General features: G+C 67.5%; 13 protein-coding genes. 4 read left to right on the top strand and 9 right to left on the bottom strand.

Features of this window, described 5'->3' with window-relative positions:
- Positions 1-136: 136 nt before the first annotated feature.
- Complete coding sequence (locus AC07M9_RS02730) at positions 137-3508, bottom strand: transglutaminase family protein (RefSeq protein ID WP_494881111.1); 3372 nt, start codon at positions 3506-3508, stop codon at positions 137-139.
- A 207-nt stretch (positions 3509-3715) separates the two neighbouring features.
- Between AC07M9_RS02730 and AC07M9_RS02725 the strand changes: the two genes are divergently transcribed.
- Positions 3716-5905: an RNA degradosome polyphosphate kinase gene (locus AC07M9_RS02725; RefSeq protein ID WP_494881110.1), complete on the top strand. Its 2190-nt coding sequence runs from the start codon at positions 3716-3718 to the stop codon at positions 5903-5905.
- A 114-nt stretch (positions 5906-6019) separates the two neighbouring features.
- Complete coding sequence (locus AC07M9_RS02720) at positions 6020-7519, top strand: Ppx/GppA phosphatase family protein (RefSeq protein ID WP_494881109.1); 1500 nt, start codon at positions 6020-6022, stop codon at positions 7517-7519.
- A gap of 68 nt (positions 7520-7587) precedes the next feature.
- On the opposite strand, the gene AC07M9_RS02715 is transcribed toward AC07M9_RS02720, so the two are convergent.
- The 8 genes from AC07M9_RS02715 to AC07M9_RS02680 form a co-directional block, all read right to left on the bottom strand.
- Positions 7588-8625 (bottom strand): ATPase, T2SS/T4P/T4SS family, encoded by a 1038-nt coding sequence (locus AC07M9_RS02715; protein WP_494881108.1) that lies wholly within the window; start codon positions 8623-8625, stop codon positions 7588-7590.
- A 6-nt stretch (positions 8626-8631) separates the two neighbouring features.
- Positions 8632-9723, bottom strand: coding sequence for a TrbI/VirB10 family protein (locus AC07M9_RS02710; RefSeq protein WP_494881107.1), 1092 nt, complete (start codon positions 9721-9723; stop codon positions 8632-8634).
- A 3-nt stretch (positions 9724-9726) separates the two neighbouring features.
- Positions 9727-10572 (bottom strand): TrbG/VirB9 family P-type conjugative transfer protein, encoded by an 846-nt coding sequence (locus AC07M9_RS02705; RefSeq protein WP_494881106.1) that lies wholly within the window; start codon positions 10570-10572, stop codon positions 9727-9729.
- Positions 10569-11825, bottom strand: a complete 1257-nt coding sequence (locus AC07M9_RS02700; RefSeq protein WP_494881104.1) for a TrbL/VirB6 family protein — start codon at positions 11823-11825, stop codon at positions 10569-10571. Before AC07M9_RS02700 ends, AC07M9_RS02705 begins: the two co-directional genes overlap by 4 nt.
- 2 nt (positions 11826-11827) lie before the next feature.
- A complete protein-coding gene (locus tag AC07M9_RS02695; protein ID WP_494881103.1) occupies positions 11828-14242 on the bottom strand; it encodes a VirB4 family type IV secretion/conjugal transfer ATPase in 2415 nt (804 codons plus the stop codon).
- Between the two features lie 28 nt (positions 14243-14270).
- A complete protein-coding gene (locus AC07M9_RS02690) occupies positions 14271-14552 on the bottom strand; it encodes a VirB3 family type IV secretion system protein (protein WP_494881101.1) in 282 nt (93 codons plus the stop codon).
- A 4-nt stretch (positions 14553-14556) separates the two neighbouring features.
- Entirely contained in the window at positions 14557-14901 is a 345-nt protein-coding gene (locus tag AC07M9_RS02685; protein WP_494883876.1) for a TrbC/VirB2 family protein, read from the bottom strand.
- Between the two features lie 190 nt (positions 14902-15091).
- Positions 15092-15631, bottom strand: coding sequence for a hypothetical protein (locus AC07M9_RS02680; RefSeq protein ID WP_494881099.1), 540 nt, complete (start codon positions 15629-15631; stop codon positions 15092-15094).
- 129 nt (positions 15632-15760) lie between these two features.
- Between AC07M9_RS02680 and AC07M9_RS02675 the strand changes: the two genes are divergently transcribed.
- Positions 15761-17356: a beta-helix domain-containing protein gene (locus AC07M9_RS02675; protein WP_494881097.1), complete on the top strand. Its 1596-nt coding sequence runs from the start codon at positions 15761-15763 to the stop codon at positions 17354-17356.
- Between the two features lie 78 nt (positions 17357-17434).
- Positions 17435-20143, top strand: coding sequence for a TonB-dependent receptor domain-containing protein (locus tag AC07M9_RS02670; RefSeq protein WP_494881095.1), 2709 nt, complete (start codon positions 17435-17437; stop codon positions 20141-20143).
- Positions 20144-20175 lie beyond the last annotated feature (32 nt).

Here is a 20175-nt window from a genome sequence, read left to right as displayed (position 1 = left end):
TAGGGCGATCACGCCTTGGCTCGCCCATCGCGGCGATCGGCAACGTTCCGCCTGAAGGCCGCCGGCGGCCCCCGGTCGAGCGGGGGACGACGACTGTCGGCATAAGCGTGCAACAGGAAACCCGGGCGACCATCCCCTACATTAGCCGGGCAGGCCGCCTGAGGTCGAGAGTGTAGGGAAATTCGGTAGCGGATTCCTCAGGAGGCCGCTCCAGCGGGCCGGGCGAATGGCCGTGTTCCTGGAAGCGCGCCTTGCGCCGCGCCTCCGCCTCGTAGCCGTTCACCGGCATGGTGTCGTAGTTGCGCCCGCCCGGATGCGCGACGTGGTAGACGCAGCCGCCCAGCGAACGGCCGTTCCACAGATCGAAGATGTCGAAAGTCAGCGGCGGGTGCGCGGGCACCATCGGGTGAAGGCACTCGGCCGGGAACCAGGCCTTGTAGCGCACGCCGCCCACGCCTTCTCCGGGAGCGGTCGGGGTGAGCGGCACGCGGCGGCCGTTGCAGGTGATGACGTGGCGGCCCGCGACGAGGCCGGTGGCCTTGACCTGCAACCGCTCGGTGGAGCTGTCGACATAGCGCACGGTGCCGCCGATCGCGCCGGTCTCACCCAGTACGTTCCACGGTTCGAGCGCGTGGCTGATTTCGAGGCTTACGCCGCCGCCCTCGACCTCGCCGTGGACGGGGAAGCGGAACATGCGCTGCGCCTCGAACCACGAAGGGTCGAAATCGTAGCCGGCGCGGCGCAGGTCATCGAGAACGTCGAGGAAATCGGCCCAGACGAACTGGCCGAGCATGAAGCGGTCGTGGAGCTGCGTGCCCCAGCGCACCAGCGGCCCTTCGACCGGCTCGCGCCAGAACCACGCCGCCAGCGCGCGGATGAGCAGTTGCTGCGCGCAGGACATGCGCGGCTCGGGCGGCATCTCGAAGCCGCGGAACTCGACGAGGCCGAGGCGGCCGGTGGGACCGTCCGGGCTGAACATCTTGTCGATGCAGATCTCGGTGCGGTGGGTGTTGCCGGTGACGTCCACCAGCAGGTTCCGGAACAGGCGGTCCACCACCCACGGCGCGGGCTGCGGCTCGTTTGGGCCGGGGACCTGCGCGAGCGCGATCTCCAGCTCGTAGAGCGAATCGTGGCGCGCCTCGTCGATGCGCGGAGCCTGGCTGGTCGGGCCGATGAACAGGCCGGAGAACAGGTAGCTGAGCGAGGGATGCCGCTGCCAGTACGTGACGAAGCTCTTGAGCATGTCCGGGCGGCGGATGAACGGGCTGTCGAGCAGGGTCGGTCCGCCCAGTACGATGTGATTGCCGCCGCCGGTGCCGATCGAGCGGCCGTCGACCATGAACTTGTCGGCGGTAAGCCCGACCTCGCGCGCCGCATCGTAAAGCGTCTCGGTGATCTCCACCGTCTCGCGCCATGAGGCCGAGGGGTGGATGTTGACCTCGATCACACCGGGATCGGGCGTGATCTTGAGCACCATGAGGCGCGGGTCCGGCGGCGGGCCGTAGCCCTCGACGCGCACGGGCAGCTTCAGCTGCTCCGCCACGACCTCGATCGATGCAACGAGTTCGAGGTAGTCCTCAAGCGCTTCGGTCGGGGGGATGAACACGGCAATGTAATCGCCGCGCGGCTCGACGGTGACGGCGGTACGCACCGCGCCCTGGATGATGTCCGCCTCCACCGGGGCTTCCGCAAAGGACTTGGGCTCGGGCACGGCGCGGAAGCGCTGCGGACCGCCATCGCTGGTCTGGTGTTCGTTGGCGCGCTCGGTCACCTGCACGCGGAAGTCGGCGAGCGGTTCGCGCTCCTCCGCCGTGTCGCGCGGGTGGATATAGGGGAAGTCCTTCGGCGCCACGTAAGGAAGCGAGCCCAGCGGCAGGCGGTAGCCGATGGCGGAATCGCCCGGCACCGCCGTCAGCAGGCCCTTGCGCACGCGCCAGTGCTCGGAGCGCCAGCGCGGCTGCGACTGGTCCCGCGCGTTCCAGCGCTGCACCGGGAGCACGAAGCCCACCGGCTTGTCGAGCCCGCGTCGGTAGGTACGGCGGAAGCGGCGTGCGAGTTCCTCGTCCTCGATGCTGGGATCGAGAGGAGTGACGTTCACCGCCAGTTCGTCCTCGCGCAGCATCCAGACGCCCCGGTCCTCGTAGACCGGCTGCACGAAGTCCGTGTCGATGCCGAGGCCCTCGGCGGCGGCGGCGAGCAGGTTCGCGGCCGAGAGAATGTCGATCGAGGGCAGCGGATCGGGATCGCCGCCCGTCTCGAGCGGCTTTTCACCGGCGAGCAGGGTGTCGTCGGTCCAGATCGGCACGCCGTCCTTGCGCCAATAGATCGAGTACCCCCAGCGCGGCAGCGTCTCTCCGGGATACCACTTGCCCTGCCCGTGGTGGAGCAGCGATCCCGGAGCGAACTTGGCGCGCAGCAGGCGGATCAACTGGTCGGCGTAGGCGGCCTTGGTCGGGCCGACGGCGCCGGAGTTCCACTCATCCGCCTCGAAGTCGGTCGCGGCGATGAAGGTCGGCTCGCCGCCCATCGTCAGGTTGACGCCGCCCGCGACGAGGTCCTCGTCCACCTTGTCGCCCAGCGCCAGAAGGCCCTCCCAGCGCTCGTCGGTGAACGGCTTGGTGATGCGCACGGCCTCGGCGATGCGGCTGACCTTCATGCTGAAGTCGAAGTCGACTTCGGCGGGCTCGGCCATGCCCTCGATCGGGGTGGCGGAGCGGTAGTGCGGCGTGGCGCAGAGCGGAATGTGCCCCTCGCCCGCGAACATGCCCGAAGTCGCGTCGAGCCCGATCCAGCCCGCGCCGGGCACATAGGCCTCGGCCCAGGCGTGGAGGTCCGTCACGTCCTCCAGCACGCCGACCGGCCCTTCCTTGGGCAGCACGTCGGCGACGAGCTGGATCGAATAGCCCGACACGAACCGCGCCGCGAAGCCGAGGCGGCGCAGCAGCTGCACCAGCAGCCAGGCCGAATCGCGGCACGAGCCGATGGCGACGTTCAGCGTCTCCTCCGGCGTCATTACGCCCGATTCCATGCGGATGACGTAGCCGATGCGCTGCTGCAGCTTGCTGTTGATATCGACCAGGAAATCGACCGTGCGGCCGGTCCAGCCGGCATGCTCGGCCACCAGCGCCTCGAACAGCGGGCCCTGTTCCTCGACCTCGAAGTAGGCCGAAAGATCGCCCTTCAGCGTGGCGTCGTAGGTGAAGGGATATTCCTCGGCGTCGGGCTCGACGAAGAAGTCGAACGGATTGATGACGGCGAGTTCGGCCAGCAGGTCCACCTCGATCGAGAAGTGGTCGACGGGTTCCGGGAAGACCACTCGGGCCAGCCAGTTGCCGTGCGGGTCCTGCTGCCAGTTCAGGAAATGCTCGGGCGGACTGATCGTCAGCGAGTAGTTGGGCACCTCCGTGCGGCTGTGCGGCGCCGGGCGAAGCCGGATGACCTGGGGGCCGAGACGGATCCGCTTGGAATAGCGATAACGGGTGAGGTGGTGCAGGGCTGCCTTGATCATCGCGGCGGAGTGTGCGGCAAACGATGCTGCACCGCAACGATGTTCACTTGGCGACACTGCCCAATTAGGCAACAATTCGTCACGACGTTCGAAAATGGCAGCCCAAATGGGCTGCAAAACCTTTCGCCCGTGCGCTTTCGACGATTACGGAACAACTCGCAGCAATTGCCGCGATGGTGTCATGGTGGCATGCCAACAGACGGTCGGATGAAGAAGATGGATATGCTGGACATTCGCAACGAATCGGACGCAGCCGGCGACAGCGCCGAAACTGCCGAACTGGGCACCTTGCCCGCGCGCTATTTCAACCGCGAACTGAGCTGGCTCGCCTTCAACGAGCGGGTGCTCGCCGAAGCCTGCAATCCCAATTACCCGCTTATCGAGCGGCTGCGGTTCCTGTCGATCTCGGGCAGCAACATCGACGAGTTCCTGACCGTGCGCGTCGCCGGCCTCGCCGGACAGGTGCGCCGCCAGATCGAGGAAATCTCGATCGACGGGCTCACGCCGTCTCAGGCGCTGGCCGTCACCCACGAAAAGGTGATGGAACTGGAGACCATCCAGCAGCAGGTCTGGAACACCCTCAAGGTCCAGCTCGGCGAAGCCGGCGTCGCCGTGATCGGCGAGGACGACAAGCTCGACCGCGACCGCGAAAAGTGGCTGCGCGACTACTTCATCACCCATGTCATGCCGGTCATAACCCCGCAGGCAATCGACCCGGCGCACCCGTTCCCGTTCGTCGCCAACCAGGGCATCGGCGTGCTGTTCTCGCTGACCCGCACAGCCGACGACGCGCCGGTGATGGAGATGGTGCTGATCCCCGCCCCGCTGCCGCGCTTCGTGCGCATCCCGGGCGAGGAAGCGGCGTGGATCTCGATCGAGGACCTGATCTGCCGCAACACCGAGGAACTGTTCCCCGGTTTCCGCTTCAACGGCCACGGCGTCTTTCGCATCCTGCGCGACAGCGACATCGAGATCGAGGAGGATGCCGAGGATCTGGTGCGCTACTACCGCACCGCGATCCAGCGCCGCCGCCGCGGTCTCGTCATCGTGCTCCAGCTCCAGGGCAATTTCGATCCCGCCGCCGAGGACCTGCTGCGCACGCAGCTCGGGCTCGACAAGGCGCTCATCATGAAGACCGATGGCATCATCGGCTTCTCAGGCCTCTCGGCGATCTGCGACGAGGACCGGCCCGAACTCAAGTTCGAGCCCTACAGCCCCCGCTACCCGGAACGCATCCTGGAACACGACGGCGACATCTTCGCGGCGATCCGCGAGAAGGACATCGTCGTCCAGCATCCTTATGAAAGCTTCGAGGTCGTCATCGACTTCCTGAAGCAGGCCGCGCGCGACCCGGACGTGGTGGCGATCAAGCAGACGCTCTACCGCGCGGGCAAGCAGTCCGCGATCATCTCCGCGCTGATCCAGGCCGCTGAACAGGGCAAGTCCGTCACCGCCGTGGTCGAGCTGAAGGCCCGCTTCGACGAGGAGCAGAACCTGCTCTGGGCCAGCCAGCTCGAACGCGCCGGCGTCCAGGTGATCTACGGCTTCGTTGACTGGAAGACCCACGCCAAGGTCTCGATGGTCGTGCGGCGCGAAGGGGAGAGCTACCGCACCTACTGTCACTTCGGCACCGGCAACTACCACCCGTTCACGGCCCGCATCTATACTGACATCTCGTACTTCACCGCCGACCCGGCGGCAGGGCGCGACGTCGGCCGGCTGTTCAATTTCATCACCGGCTATGTAGAGCCCAAGAGCACCGAGATCCTCTCGATCTCGCCGATCTCGCTGCGCTCCACCCTCAACGACTGCATCGACGCCGAGATCGCCAATGCCGAGGCCGGCAAGCCGGCGGCGATCTGGGCGAAGCTCAACTCGCTGACCGATCCGGGCATCATCGACCGCCTCTATGCCGCCAGCCGTGCGGGCGTGGACATCGACCTCGTAGTGCGCGGCATCTGCTGCCTGCGCCCCGGCATCCCCGGCCTGTCCGAAAACATCGCGGTCAAGTCGATCATCGGCCGCTTCCTCGAACATGCACGCATCTGGGCTTTCGCCAACGGCGCGGACCTGCCCAACCGCCGCGCCAAGCTGTTCATCACCTCGGCCGACGGGATGAGCCGCAATCTCGACCGCCGCGTGGAGGTGCTGCTGCCGATCCGCAACAAGACGGTGCACGACCAGATCCTCGACCAGGTCATGCTGGCGAACCTGATCGACACCGAACAAAGCTGGGTCTGCGCGCCCGACGGCACCTATGACCGGGTCGGCGAAGTGACCAACCCCTTCAACCTGCACCGTTATTTCATGACCAACCCGTCGCTCTCCGGGCGCGGCGCGGCGCTGGACAGCGGGCGCAAGGTGCCGAAGCTCTCGCTGCGGCGCGGCACGATCTGAAGCAAAGTTCTCCGCATCTTCCGAGCCGGCAAACGTTTCCACCCGCCGTCAAAATACTCTAGGGCGCGAATGTCCGGCCGGAACTTTCGGTCCTTACGGTACATTTTGAACAGAATGATCGGCATCAGCCAGTCCAGCGAAAAGCGCGCCATCATCGACATCGGGTCGAACACGGTGCGCCTCGTCGTCTACAACGGGCCGCCGCGTGCGCCGGTCGTCGTCCTCAATGAAAAGGTCAATGCCCGGCTCGGAAAGGACCTGGGCCGTACCGGAGCGATCTCCGACAAGTCGATGCGCACCGCGCTTGCGGCGCTGTCACGCTTCGCCGCCCTGCTGCGGCTGATGGGGGTCGACAACATCGAGTGCGTCGCCACCGCCGCCGCGCGCGATGCCGCCAACGGCCCGCAGTTCCTGGAAGCGGTGCACGGCTTCGGCCTTTCACCCCGCCTGCTCTCGGGCGAGGAGGAGGCCCGCGCCAGCGCCACCGGCGTGATTGCCGCCTTCCCGGGCGCCAGAGGCATCGCCGCCGATCTCGGGGGCGGCAGCCTGGAACTCGTCGAGATCGCGCCCGAGGGCATCTGCCCGGGCGGCATAACCCTGCCCTTCGGCACACTGCGCCTGCCCGACATGCGGTCCCTGGGGCCGCAGAAATTCACCGATGCGGTGCGATCGGGTCTTCAGGCGCGCGGGTGGCAGAAAGGGCGCGGCCTTCCGCTCTACATCGTCGGCGGTTCGTGGCGCGCGCTGGCATTGCAGGCCATGCGTGTACTCGACTGGCCGGTGGACGATCCCCACGGCTTCGAACTTTCCGCCTCAGAGGCCCTGCGGCTTGCCCGCGTGTTCGAGAAGGGCAAGCCGGAGGATCCCGACCCGCGCATCTCCGGCTCGCGCCTCGCCACCCTGGCTGACGCCGCCGCGCTGATGGCACAGCTGGTCGCCAACCTTCATCCTTCCAAGCTGGTGTTCTCGTCGTGGGGCCTGCGCGAGGGGCTGCTGCACATGCAACTGCCCGTCAGCGTCCAGCAGGAGAGCCCGATGCTGGCCAGCGTCGCCGCCTTCGCGGAGAGCGCGCGCGTCGATGCGGCTGATGCCGTGCGCGTCGCCGACTGGACCGCGCCGGTCTGCCGCGACACCCGCGCCGATGGCGACCTGCGCAAGGCCGCCGGCCTGCTCGCGCTCGCCGCCATGCGCACCGAGCCCAACATGCGCACCGAGGAGGCGCTGACCTGGGCGCTGCGCAAACGCTGGATCGGGCTCGACATGTGCGGGCGCGGGATGATGGCCATGACCGTCTTCGCCAACTCGGGCATGACCCAGGCGCCGCCCGAGTTCGGCCGCCTTGCCGACAAGTGCGATCTTGACCGCGCCATCGGCTGGGGCCTTGCCGTGCGCCTGTGCCGGCGCCTGACCGGCGGCACCGCCCGGGGCATGGCGGCATCCTCGCTAGGGGTACGCGGCGATACGCTGGTCCTGACGTTGCAGGCACCTGCGCGCCCGCTCTACGGAGCCGGCAACGGCAAGGATCTCAAGTGCCTGGCCGACTGGCTCGGGCTGACGTGGCGCGTCGAGACGGACGAAGGCGTGCTGATCGAGGACGCGTCGAGCAAGACTTGAATGCCGCCGTGACAGCGAAAAGTCCCGCGGCATCGTAGTTCCCGGCTCGATCGGGAACAACGATCGTCTCAAACCAATGTCGCGCTCTCCGCGATTGCCGAGATACCGCGCCTGCCGCCGCTGCGATCGAGCTGGACGACGATGTCGATCACCGACGAGGCATATTCCAGCGTCTCCGCCCGCGTCAGGCCGATTCCGGTCTGCATCGACATCAGCGCGATCTGCTCCAGCGCGCCGCGCGGGGAGTTGGCGTGGACGGTCGAGAACGAGCCCGGATGGCCGGTATTGATGGCGCGCAGGAAGCTGACCGTCTCGGTGCCGCGCAGCTCGCCCAGCACGATGCGGTCGGGGCGCAGGCGCAGCGCGGCCTGGAGCAGGTCGTTGGCCGAGACCTTGGCCTCGCCCAGTTCTCCCTTGACCGCGATGAGGCCGACGCCGTTGGCGCCCGGCAGGCGCAGTTCGGCGGTGTCCTCCACCAGCACCACGCGCTCGTGCTCGGGGATTTCGGTCAGCATGGCGTTGAGGAAGGTGGTCTTGCCGGTCGAAGTACCGCCCGAGATCAGGATCGTGCGGCGGCGGCGGATCGCATCGCGCAGGAAAGCGATAGGCTCGGCCATCGGGTCCGGCGTCGGCACTTCCAGCGGCGGCACGATCGGCCCCCGGTCGTAGGCGTCGAGCGGCAGGTCGAGCAGGCGGTGCCGCCGGATCGCCAGCGCCCAGTTGCTGCGCGTCGCCGGCGGGCCGATCAGCTGGATACGCGCGCCGGACTGGCCGGCATAGGCGGGCAGGGTTGCCGAGAGCAGCGGGTGCTCGCGGTTGATGCCCTGGTGGCTGATCCGCGCGACTTGCTCGGCGAGGCGCTGGAGCAGGCGGTTATCCATCTGCGGCAGTTCGATGCGGGTCATGCCCGGAAGCTCGGCATCCTCGACCCAAATCTCGCCGGGACGGTTGACGAGAATTTCGGTCACCGTTTCGCGCTCGAGCCATGGCCGCAGGGGCGCGAGGTAGGCGTCGAGGTAGACGCTGCGCGCGGCGGCGGCGTCGATGGGTACATCAGTCATGCCGAAGGACGCCGCTGCCGGCTGAAGGGTGAGTACGTCGGCCATATCGCGTCACTGGACCTGGCTGAAGTCCAGGTCCTTGGCGGTGAACACGCGGATCGGCTCGCCCTGACGCACGCGGATGGTCGGGCCGATCTGCGCGCCGCTCTGCACAGCACTGGAGGCCGCCGAACCGCCGCCGGACACGATGACGTTAGAACCGCTGGACGCCAGCGTGGTCAGCCCGCCGACCACCGAAAGCAGCATGGCCGAGCCGAAACGCTCGAAGAAGTGGCTGTTGACCTTGCCCGGCAGGCCCGTCTCGCCGCCGAAGGAAACGGCGGGCGAGCCCAGGTTGACCGAGACGCCGTCCGGACGGATCAGGCGCGACCAGATCACGTAGGCGCGCTTCTGGCCCGCCGTAAGCCCGCTCTTGTACTGCCCGATCAGGCGCGATGAGCGGGGGACAAGTACGCGTTTGCCGTCGAAGCTGCGCACGTCGGTCGAGACGATGGCGCGCACGTAACCAGGCACGTCGGTGTCGATCGCGGTTTCAAGCACCGCCGGGATCAGCGTGCCCTGCGTTACCGTGGTGGCCGGATCGAACGAGCGGGTGGCCGACGCCGTCGCGCCGGTGCCGCCGATGCGCGCGGCGAAATCGTCGTTGGGGGTGCCTCCCTTGGCGATGTCGCCCGCGGCACCGGGGAGCGCCACAGCCGTACCGGTCCCGACGTCGAACACGACGGTCGGGCTGGCATAGCGGTTGGCTTGCGGGCCAGTGGCCGGATTGGCGGCAGGGGCTGCTGCGAGGACGGGGGCCGGAGCGGGGGCGGGCAGCGGCGCGGGCGTCGCCGCCGGGACGACTGCAGGAAGGGGGGCGCTGGCGGCGGGGGCGGGTGCGGCAGGCTGCGGCGCCGGGTTGCCAGCATTGGCGCCGACCGGTCCGTTACGCGCGGAATCCATCGACCACAGCGTCAGCCCGCCGAGCGCCGCCACGATCAGGACGCCGGCGGCAAGGCCGAGGCCATCGGCCTTCTTGCGCTGAGTGACGCGGGGCAGGACGTTGCGGGTGGCGAGGTCGATGACCTGCGCGCCCTCGCCGTCCCGCGGATCGGTGGCTGCTCCGGGAGCAAGGCGTTCGCGCATGGATAAGTTGGGCGCCATGGATCAATTCCCCTGTGCGGTCGCTGCGGACGGCGAGGTTGTGGGCGAAGGTGCGGGCGCGGCGGCCGCGACCACGGGTGTGGCTGCGGGCGCGGGGCGCGAGGCAAGCGGCCGTGCATTGATCAGCTCGGCCTTCGACTTGCCGGAACGCAGGACGATGGTGCCCGGCACTTCCTCCAGCACGATCGTCGCGCCGCGCACGGCGTAGTTGACCGGGCCCTCGTCCCCCTTCTCATTGGTGACGAGGATCGCGGGTACCGGCGCCTTGTCGGGCCAGAGCAGGTAAGTGGAAGTGCCGTCGTCATAGATCCGCGAGGGCATCAGCTTCTCGACGCCAACGCGCTTCCATGCGAAGTTCAGCGCGGCGGGATCGGCGGGCAGCGCAGCGGGATCACCGGCGGCCAGCGCCATCTCGGACGGATCGAGCGGCGCGCCTGCAGACAGCCCGGTCTGTGGGTCCTTGGGCTCGTCCTTGTAGGTGAAACGCAGCATGTAGAGCGGCTTCGCGGCGGCCGTGGCGACAAGGTCGAAGAAATAGGTGTGGCGGTTGGTCACCACCGTCATGTTGGTGCGCGCCCTGGCTTCGAGCGGCTTTACGAACAGCAGGTCGGCGCGCTTGTTGGGCGTGATCTGCCAGGCCTGCGAATCGCCGACCGCGACGTTCTCGATCGCCTCGCCGCTGCCGAAGGCGATGGTCGCCTGGACGCCGGCCTTGCCGTCGATGCGCACGACCTCGTTGTCGCTGAACGCATGGGCGACGAGGCGCTCGTCGGCCTGTGCCGGGAGCGCCACTGCAAGGGCGGCGAAGCTCGCGGTCAGCGCGAGGTTGCGCAGGGTTGCGGGGATCATCGTGTCTTCTCCTTCGCCGGCAATCTGCCGGAGTCGTTCGAGGCGCGGAAACGGCTGCCGATACCCTTGGCGCGCGGTCCGGAATCGCCCTGGCGGAGCGGTTCGATCCCCCCGCCCGTCACCTGGGTCACCACGGTCCGGCGCTCGCTTGAATGGCTCGCACCGCTCCCGCCCTGTGCCGGAGCCTCGACCATCGCGGCGGCCCCGGCGGCCGAGATCACCGAGGCGCGGCCCTGGTAGGCCGACGCGGCGGGTGCGGCGGCGTCGGCAGGTGCCGGGGCTGCGGCTTGCGAGGATGCGGTCCGGCCGCTTTCGCGCTCGCTGCCACCGGCGAGGCCGAAGACCTGCCAGCCCGCGACCATCGTGCTCGCGACCTTCACGACCATGACCATCAGCGCGACATGAACCGAGGCGACGAGGAAGAACGCCATCGCGCCGCGTCCGTCGATCTCCCCGGCATTGGCGCCCTGCACCAGCCCGGATATGATCGGCACCAGCAGTTCAAGCGTGATCCCGCCGGCGAGCACCACGAACAGCGGTGTCACGGCCGTCAGCACCACGCCGCGCAGCCAGCCTGCGGTAAGCCCGCGAGTGCCGCCGAACAGCGCCATGACGACGAAGATCGGCCCGAGCGCCAGCAGCACGGCCAGCGCGATGCGCGCGGTGAGCAGCACGCCGACGGTGCCAAGCAGGAGGAGCAGCGCGCCCATCCACATGACGCTCTCGGGCGTGAACAGCCCGCCCGCGCCCTTGGCGGCGATCGCAGCACCCGCAGCGGCGGCGCCGTCGCCGCCCTCCTGCGCTGCGCCGGTGGCTTTCGCGGTCGCTTCGGAGATGTCGTTGATAGCGGCAAAGACAATGTCGATGCGGTCACCGAACAGCTGGGTAGCCGAACCCTTGGCGCCCATCAGGATGCCCGCGATCCAGTCCGGACCGCCCACGGCGAGGTTCCAGACGACGCCCTGATAGGCGATCCAGCTGGTCGCGAAGGTCAGCACCACGCCGAGGCGCAGCATGCGCGGCGTCAGCGCCGAGATGCCGAGGCTGGAGCGGCCGGTCAGCAGCGAGAAGGCGAAGAAGGCGATGTAGAGCGTGAGCAGGATAGTGAGCACCGGGCCCATCGCTCCACCTGCCCCGAACAGCCGTCCGAAGGCGGCCGCCGCCATCTCGTTGGCCACGCAGTCGACCGCGCGCAATGCGGGCGCGACGCCGCCCGAGGCGACTTCGGTGAGCTGTTCGCAGGCGGCGCTCATGGTTACTCGGCCGCCTCTGTCCAGAGTGCGTCTTCGTCGCCCTCACCCGGCCACTGCATGCCGGTAAGAACCGGATACCAGCCCTCGGGCGCGTCGCCGTAGCGTTCGCGCAAGGTGTCGAGCTTGCGCACCGCGCTCTCGCGGCCCGACAGGACGGTGAGCACCTCGGGCATGCCCGAAAGGTCGAGGCGGACCACGACCGAAGCGTCCGACTGGCGGATCAGGAAGCAGCGCGAGTGCGCCGGCAGCGTCCGGATGACGTCGAGTTCGTGCTGCGACAGCCCGAAGCCCTCGCAATAGTCCTCGGCCCGAGCGCGCGAGTTGGGCATGAAGATCATCGTCGCGGTCTGTTCGACCAGGGCGGTGGCGATCTTGGAATCCAGCGCGTCGCGGGCCGACTGGGTGGCGAAACCGACCAGCGCGTTGCGCTTGCGCAAAGTCTTGAGCCAGTCGCGGATGCGCGCGGCGAAGACCTCGTCGTCGAGTGCCTTCCAGCCCTCGTCGATCAGGATCATCGTCGGCTCGCCGTCAAGGCGCTCCTCGATGCGGTGGAACAGGTACATCATGACCGGCGTGCGCAGACGCGGGCTTTCGAGCAGCGCGGTCATGTCGAACCCGAGCACGCGCTGGGTCAGATCGAGGCGGTCGTGCTGGTTGTCGAACAGCCAGCCATGCTCGCCGCCCTGCAGCCATGCGTCGAGACGCGATGCGAGGTCGCCCGGCTGCGGCCGGCGAGCGCCGGCCAGCAGTTCGCGGAAGTGCGAGAGGCGGCGCAGCGACGGGTCGTTATGATAGGCCGCATCAACGGCGCCGGCGATGGTCGAAAGTTCCTCAGGACCCGTCGCCGCGAGCAGCACGCCCAGCCAGTCGCGCAGGAACGCGCGGTTGATGGCGGTGTCGGGCAGCGCGAGTGGGTTGAAGCCGGTCGGGTGCCCGGCGGCGACGCGGCTGTAGGTGCCACCGATGCCGCGCAGGAACACCTCGGCGCCGCGGTCCTTGTCAAACAGGATCGTGCGGGGCGCGAACTTCTGCGCCTGCGCGGCGAGGAAGTTCATGACCACGGTCTTACCCGAGCCCGACGGACCGATGACGGTGAAGTTACCGAGGTCGCCCTGGTGGAAGTTGAAGAAGAACGGCGTCGAGCTGGTGGTCGCCAGCAGCGTGACCGCGTCGCCCCAGTGGTTGCCGCTCGCCTGGCCCATCGCGAAGCCATGGAGCGAGCCGAAGCAGGCCATGTTGGCGCTGGATATCAGCGCGCGGCGGACGATGAACGCCTCGTTGCCGGGGAGCTGGCCCCAGAATGCGGGCTCGAGATTGACGTCCTCGCGCACGGCGATCGCGCCGGCATCGGCCAGTGCGGCGGCGCAGGCGGCGGTCACTTCGTCGAGCTGGTCGAGCGTGTCGGCGCGCACGAGCACCGAGAGGTGATGATCGCCGAAGCCGACCGAACCGGTGCCGAGCGCATCGCGCGCGGCGGACATCTCGCGGCGCTCGGCCACGGCTTCCTCGTCGGCGGAGCGCAGGCGGCGGACGGCAAGGTCGATGCGTTCGCGCGCGATCTGGCGGTCGGACGGCGCGTACGTCTCGGTAAGGACGAGTTCGCAGGGCAGGCGCAGCAGCGCATCGGTCAGGCCGGGCGCGGTCGAATCGGGGTATTCCTTAAGGCTGACGATCGAGCCGAACCCTCCCCCGGTCGCGCCGCGCAGTTCCAGCGCGTCCATGCCGAAGCTGGCGCGGCGGTAGGGCAGCATGTGACCGATGTCGGTCTCGTCGGCAGGACGGCGCACCGGGCGCATCTCGCCGTTGTACAGCGCACTCAGCAGTTCGAGCACTTCCGAGCACTGCCCGGCCGTGCCTTCGTAATCGCCGAGCAGGCGCGCGCCGTAGGCCCCGAGCGACGCGACCATTGCCGAGGCCGCGGCGCGCAGGGCCCGCACATCGCCGGGATCGACGTCGATCGACTCGGCCTTCGACTTCATCATGCGCGAAAGCTTGTCGGCCCAGCCCGCCTTGCCCCGCGCGGGGCGGCGCACCAGGGTGACGAACTGGTCGTTGACGAACAGCGCGCCCGAAGAGGTGCGCGAACGCCAGCGCGCGTCGATGTGCGCGGCCAGCGCGTCGTCGAACTGGCCTTCCATCTCGATCTCCACACGGCGGCGGATGACGTGATGGTAAAGCACGAAGCGGGCGTCGAGTGCCGAGCGCAGCAGCACTTCGCGGGTGGCGACATGGGCGTTGAGTTCGTCGCTGTCGGCGGTCTCGAACGCGAAGCCCGGCACCATCAGCGAGAGCATGACAGAGCCGTCGCGCAGGCGCACGACGTTCTCGTCCACCAGACCGGCATAAGGCAAGCGGTCGCCCGCGAGGACTTCCTTGCTGCCCCAGCCCTTCAGCGGTGATTTGAAGCTCTTGGCCATCGTCGTAATTCCCCCGCGCCCATGTCGCTTACGGTGCGTAGCTGTTGCAGCCCCAGCGCTGCCAGTTGGCGACGCGCGGGCATTTGCTGACCTTGGCGATCCACAGGTCGAACACCCGGGGCTCGCGCAGGCACGCAAGGTATCCGGTGCCGTGGATGACAAGCGCCGCGGGCAAGGCCCAGAAGCTCTTGGTGATGAGGAAGATTTCCGTCGTCACCGCGGCGTTGATGATGAAGAAGCTGTAGGTTACGCCCGCGAACATCTGCGGGCGGGTCAGCGCGCGATGCACCGGATAGCGGGCGAGGCTCATGCGCTCAGCCCACCGCTGCCGACTGGATGCCGGTGACGATCGCGCCCGCACCGAACAGGATGAACACGCCGATGATGACGGTAGCGCCAAAGCGCCAGTTCATCCGGCCGGTGAGCATCATGAAGCCCACCGCGGCCACCGCCATGACCGCGACCGCCGTGGCGACGTTGCCGAGCAGCGTGCCTTGCAGCCAGCCAAGCGCAGCGATGATCGGGCCCGAGCCCGCCGGGTCGTTGGCGACCGCCTGAGCGTGCGCGAGGCCCGGGGTCAGCAGCGCCGCAGCGGCGCCAAGAAGCGGGAAGAAACCGCGCGTAATGCGGTCCTGAAGCTGAGCGTATCGAATCACCATGCCCTCCGTAATGAAGGCCAAGTGCTCCCGATCAATGACAGGTGTGTGACGATGACGCGGCTAATCTAGCGGACGTGTCGGTTCGCGTGACTCTTTTATGGCAGTTCCGGCACCCTCGTCGAAATCATGGAACTCCTGCGGATTTCCGCAGCCCTCCCTTCAGGACCGCCTTTTTCCGAAATGATTGAGCCTAGCGCGAGGCGACCGTTTGGGCCGCCATCATCTGCTTGAGCGCAGCGCGCGCGGCCGTGCGGGAATCAACCCAGCTGCCATCGGCTAGCTGCAGGTCATAGCGCTCCGGGCTAGCCACGGCGGCGCGATAGGCAGCGAGCGCCCTGTCCGGCATTCCGGCCCTAGCATAGGCAGCGCCAAGGTTGATGAGCGCAGCGGGATCATTCGAGCGCGCGGCTCCGCCCGCCTCGAGTTTGGCCACGGCCGCCTTCGGCTGCCCAGCGGCAAGTTCCTGGTACGCGACGTCGGTGGCGTCCGGCGCGGTCTTATCGACATCCAGAGCAAACACCGACTGGCCGAGCAGGACTGCGGTAACGAGGGCTGAAAGCGACATGGCAACTCTCCCGGGAATACGTGTGATGAGGTGCATCGTCTGCCTGAAACCGACTGCCATCAAGGAAATGTCGAAACTGTCATAAAAATGCAATCGAAGTGTGATCTCACTATTTACCCGCGAGTCGCCAAGCGCCTGACCGAATGGCATGAAGCCGAACGTCACACTACTGTCGTGTTAGTGCAGATTAGTGTCATCATAGCGCCAACAAAATGTCACCCCCCCGGATTAGACGCCCCGAAGCAACGGGAGCGGAATCGCCGCCTCGTTCGACCTGAACACGGGGGACTCAACGTGAAGAAAATTTCTGGTCTGCTGCTCGTGGGCTGCAGCGCTTTCGCACTTTCCGGCTGCGGCCCCAGTGACATCGCCTCGCCCGGCACCGGCGGGGACGTCATCATCACGCCGACGCCCACGCCGACCCCGGCTCCCACGCCGACGCCCGGCACCGGCACCGTGACCCCCGCCACCGGTTGCCCGACGATCGCCGATCCCCAGGGCCTGACCGACGCCGGCACGATCACCGGCCCGACCGGCACCTGGCGCGTCTGCAGCCTGCCGAACGTCATCCGTTCGTCCGCCACGCTGCCGAAGATCGCCGGCGTGCTCTACCAGCTGCCCGGCCGCGTCGACGTCGGTTGCGACGGCGGCTTCTCCGCCCCGACCACTGCGGCGCCTTATGCCACGTCGACTGTCGGCTGCCCCTCGGCCTCGCTGACCGCCGACACCAACGTCACCCTGACGTTCGAGCCCGGCGTCATCGTGTTCGGCGGCACCGGCCAGTCCTGGCTGGCCGTCAACCGCGGCAACAAGATCAACGCGACCGGCACCGCCACCGCGCCGATCATCTTCACCAGCCGCGACAACATCCTCGGCCTGAACAGCGATTCGTCGCAAGGCCAGTGGGGCGGGGTCGTGCTGATGGGCCGCGCGCCGACCACCGACTGCACCACCGGTACGGTCGCCAGCGGCACCTGCGAGCGCCAGACTGAAGGTTCGCCCAACCCGGCACGCTTCGGCGGCGCGGACACGGCCTACAATGCCGGCACCATGAAGTACTTCCAGATCCGCTATTCGGGCTTCATCCTCGGCTCGAACGTCGAGCTCCAGTCGCTGACCGGCGAAGGCATCGGCACCGGCACCACGCTCGACCACTTCCAGAGCTTCAACAGCTCGGACGATGGTTCGGAGTTCTTCGGCGGCAACATCAACCTGAAGTACTACATCGCAGTCGGCGCCGACGACGACAGTCTCGACGTCGATACCGGTGCGCAGATGAACGTCCAGTACGCCATCCTTGCCCAGCGTTCGGGCCTCGGCGACGCGCTGATGGAGATCGACAGCAACGGCAACGAGGGCGATACCCCCCGCACCAAGCTGACGATCGCCAACTTCACCGCGCTGCAGCCCGCCGTCAGCAGCAACAACGAAGCCAACGACCAGGCTTCGGTCCTGCTGCGTGGCAACTCGGACACGACCTGGGCCAATGGCCTCATCGTGACGCCAAACAACGAGTGCCTGCGCATGAACGGCACTGGCACCACGCCTGCCACGCTCACCGCACGCGCTGTGGCGCTCCAGTGCAACGCGACCAAGTTCCTGGGCACCGGTAGCTATACCGCTTCCACGGTTCAGGCGCAGTTCGCCAATTCCGCGAACACCGACGCATTCACCAGCACGCTGACCAGCACCTTCGTCAACGGCGCCAACGAGACGGCCGTCGCCGCAGTCGATCCGAAGACCTTCTCGGCCTTCTTCGACACGACGACCTGGATCGGTGCCGTGCGCAACGCAGCCGACACCTGGTACGCCGGCTGGACCTGCAACAGCGCCACTGCCAACTTCGGCACAGGCAACTCGGGCGCCTGCACCACCCTGCCCACCACCTGAGCCGGGACTGCCCGACTTAATGCGGGGGCAGTCGCAATGGCTGCCCCCGTCCTTGCATTTGGAACTAGGGGAATTCCGATGTCTTTGACGTCGCGGCTCGCTGGCGGTCTTCTGATCACGTCGGCTCTCGTCTCGCCAACCATGGCCTTTGCGCAGGTCGATCCTGCGGCTTCCACCGCCGGCTCGGGGGCCGGGAGCCCATCGGCCGAAACCGTGCCGGAAGAGGCGGCTCCGGAAGAGGACCAGGTCGATATCTCGGTGCCCGGCGGCGATATCATCGTCACCGGCTCGCGCAGCCGCAACGTCGTCCGCTCGTCGGCCCAGGTCGTCTCGGTCCTGACAACCGAGGAAATCGCCCGCACCGGCGAAGGCAACATTGCCGGCGCGCTCGGCCGTGTGACCGGCCTCAGCGTGGTCGGCTCCGGCTACGTCTATGTGCGCGGCCTCGGCGACCGGTACTCGCTGGCCCTGCTCAACGGCTCGCCGCTGCCCAGCCCCGAACCATTGCGCCGCGTCGTCCCCCTCGACATCTTCCCGAGCGGCGTGATCGCCTCGTCGCTGGTGCAGAAAAGCTATTCCGCGAACTTCCCCGGCGAATTCGGCGGCGGCGTCATCAACCTGACGACCAAGGCCGTGCCCAAGGAATCGTTCCTCACCATAGGCGGCGGCTTCCAGGTCGATACCGAGGCCACCGGCGAATTCGGCTACAGCTATTATGGCGCCAAAAGCGACTGGACCGGTTTCGACAACGGCAGCCGCGACACGCCTCCGGCCCTCCAGGCGTTCCTCGACAGCGGCGAATCCATGAACTCGGGAACCGTCGACACCCGCGCGATCGGGTCCGAGCTGGTCCGCTTCAGCCGGGCGACGATGCAGAAGGTCGGCGACCTGCCGGTGAACTTCTCCGCCTCGATCACCGGCGGCACGTCCTGGGATCTTGGCGGCGCGGACTTCGGCATCATCGCCGCGGCCGGCTACAGCAACAAGTGGACGAACCGCCAGGCCATCCAGCAGACTTCGTTCAGCGCCGATCTCTCGACGCTGCAGACCGACTTCAACCGCGTCACCACGGACAACCGCATCGTCGCCAACGGCCTCGTCGGCCTCGGTCTGGAGTTCGGCGAGAACAAGATCCGCTGGACCAACCTCTACATCCGCGACACCATCAAGCAGGGCCGGCTCGGCATCGGCCAGCGCAACCAGACCACCGCAGACTACATGCAGCAGAACAACGGCTGGTACGAACGCCAGCTGATCGACACCCAGTTCACCGGCGAATTCAAACCGACGGACAAGCTGTCGGTCGACCTGCGTGGCGGCTACGCCAATTCACAGCGCGAGGCTCCGTACGAGTACGCCTTCGAATACGTGCGCACCAACACCGACACGGATCCCTACGGCGACCTTTTCGTCAACCGCCTGAACGGCAACGCCGGTGAAGCGAGCGTCACCTTCTCGGACCTCAACGAAGACCTGTGGTCGGCCGGCCTCGACCTGTCGTACAAGCTGACGCCGTCGATCACCGCCACGGTCGGCGGTGCCTTCAGCGACACCAACCGCCTCAGTTCGCGCCGCCAGTTCCTGTTCCGCGCGTCGAGCACGTTCCCGACCGAAGCCTCGGTACTGCGACCCGACCTGCTGCTTTCGCCCGGCCTTGTCACCGGCACCACCAGCGGCGGCACCACCGTCGGCGGCATCGACCTGATCGAGCCCGACGAGGCGACGCCGGCGTTCCGCGGCAAGCTGCGTAACTGGGCTGGCTACGCCAAGGCCAACTTCCAGTTCAACGATGCCTTCAGCCTCGATGCCGGCGTCCGGTTCGAGAAGGCGCGCCAGGAAGTGACGGCGGTGCAGGTGTTCAATACCGCGCCGAACTACACGCCCACGCCTGCGCTCAACAAGGAATACTGGCTGCCGGCGGCGACGCTGACCTGGCAGATCCAGCCCGAGCTGCAGGCCCGCGTCAGTGCTTCGAAGACCATCGCCCGCCCACAGTTCCGCGAGCTGATCTACCAGCCGTTCTTCGATCCCGAGAGCAACCGCCAGTACCTCGGCAACCCGCTGCTGACCGACAGCCAGCTCTACAACGGCGAAGCGCGCCTGGAATACTACTTCGCGCCCGAGCAGCGCGTCTCGATCTCTGCGTTCTACAAGAAGATCGACAAGCCGATCGAGAGCTTCATCTCGCTGCTCTCGGACAACCTCGTGACCAGCTACGCCAACGCGCCGGAAGCGCAGCTCTACGGGGCGGAGTTCGAAGCGACGAAGTACTTCGACCTGTCCGACGCCGGCGGCTGGCTGGCCGAACGCCGCGTGGTGCTCGTCGCCAACTACACCTACAGCCAGTCCAAGCTGAAGGTCGGCGCCGACGATACCACCGCCGTCTATGCCGCTTCCTCTGGCATCGCCACCGACTACTTCCGCGATGGCGCCCCGATGACCGGCCAGTCCGACCACCTCGCGAACCTGCAGATCGGCCTCGAGAACACCGAGCGCCTGTCGCAGCAGACCCTCCTGGTCAGCTACGCGAGCAACCGCGCGGTCAGCCGTGGCCTGAACGGTTCGACCCCGCAGCCGGACATCATCGAGAAGCCGGGCGTCCAGCTTGACTTCGTGGCCCGCGAGGGCGTCGACTTCCTCGGCCAAGACGTCGAGCTGAAGTTCGAAGCGCGCAACATTCTGGGCACCCGCCACCGCGAGTACCAGAAGAGCGGCGACAACGTGCTCGAGTTCAACACGTACGACGTGGGCACGATCGTCGCGTTCTCGGCGCAGCTGAACTTCTGATTGCTCTCAGCCGGAGGGTTCCTGCCCTTCCG

Source organism: Novosphingobium sp. GW821-FHT09E05, from assembly GCF_059416165.1.
The sequence above is the reverse complement of the archived record's forward strand: the minus strand, read 5'-3'. Positions and strand labels throughout refer to the sequence as shown.

What these genes read in the sequence shown, in the direction of transcription:
- AC07M9_RS02730 (WP_494881111.1), bottom strand. Translation starts at nt 3,508, where the DNA reads ATGATCAAGGCAGCCCTGCACCACCTCACCCGTTATCGCTATTCCAAG.
- AC07M9_RS02670 (WP_494881095.1), top strand. Translation starts at nt 17,435, where the DNA reads ATGTCTTTGACGTCGCGGCTCGCTGGCGGTCTTCTGATCACGTCGGCT.
- AC07M9_RS02715 (WP_494881108.1), bottom strand. Translation starts at nt 8,625, where the DNA reads ATGGCCGACGTACTCACCCTTCAGCCGGCAGCGGCGTCCTTCGGCATG.
- AC07M9_RS02700 (WP_494881104.1), bottom strand. Translation starts at nt 11,825, where the DNA reads ATGAGCGCCGCCTGCGAACAGCTCACCGAAGTCGCCTCGGGCGGCGTC.
- AC07M9_RS02705 (WP_494881106.1), bottom strand. Translation starts at nt 10,572, where the DNA reads ATGATCCCCGCAACCCTGCGCAACCTCGCGCTGACCGCGAGCTTCGCC.
- AC07M9_RS02720 (WP_494881109.1), top strand. Translation starts at nt 6,020, where the DNA reads ATGATCGGCATCAGCCAGTCCAGCGAAAAGCGCGCCATCATCGACATC.
- AC07M9_RS02685 (WP_494883876.1), bottom strand. Translation starts at nt 14,901, where the DNA reads ATGGTGATTCGATACGCTCAGCTTCAGGACCGCATTACGCGCGGTTTC.
- AC07M9_RS02710 (WP_494881107.1), bottom strand. Translation starts at nt 9,723, where the DNA reads ATGGCGCCCAACTTATCCATGCGCGAACGCCTTGCTCCCGGAGCAGCC.
- AC07M9_RS02725 (WP_494881110.1), top strand. Translation starts at nt 3,716, where the DNA reads ATGAAGAAGATGGATATGCTGGACATTCGCAACGAATCGGACGCAGCC.
- AC07M9_RS02690 (WP_494881101.1), bottom strand. Translation starts at nt 14,552, where the DNA reads ATGAGCCTCGCCCGCTATCCGGTGCATCGCGCGCTGACCCGCCCGCAG.
- AC07M9_RS02695 (WP_494881103.1), bottom strand. Translation starts at nt 14,242, where the DNA reads ATGGCCAAGAGCTTCAAATCACCGCTGAAGGGCTGGGGCAGCAAGGAA.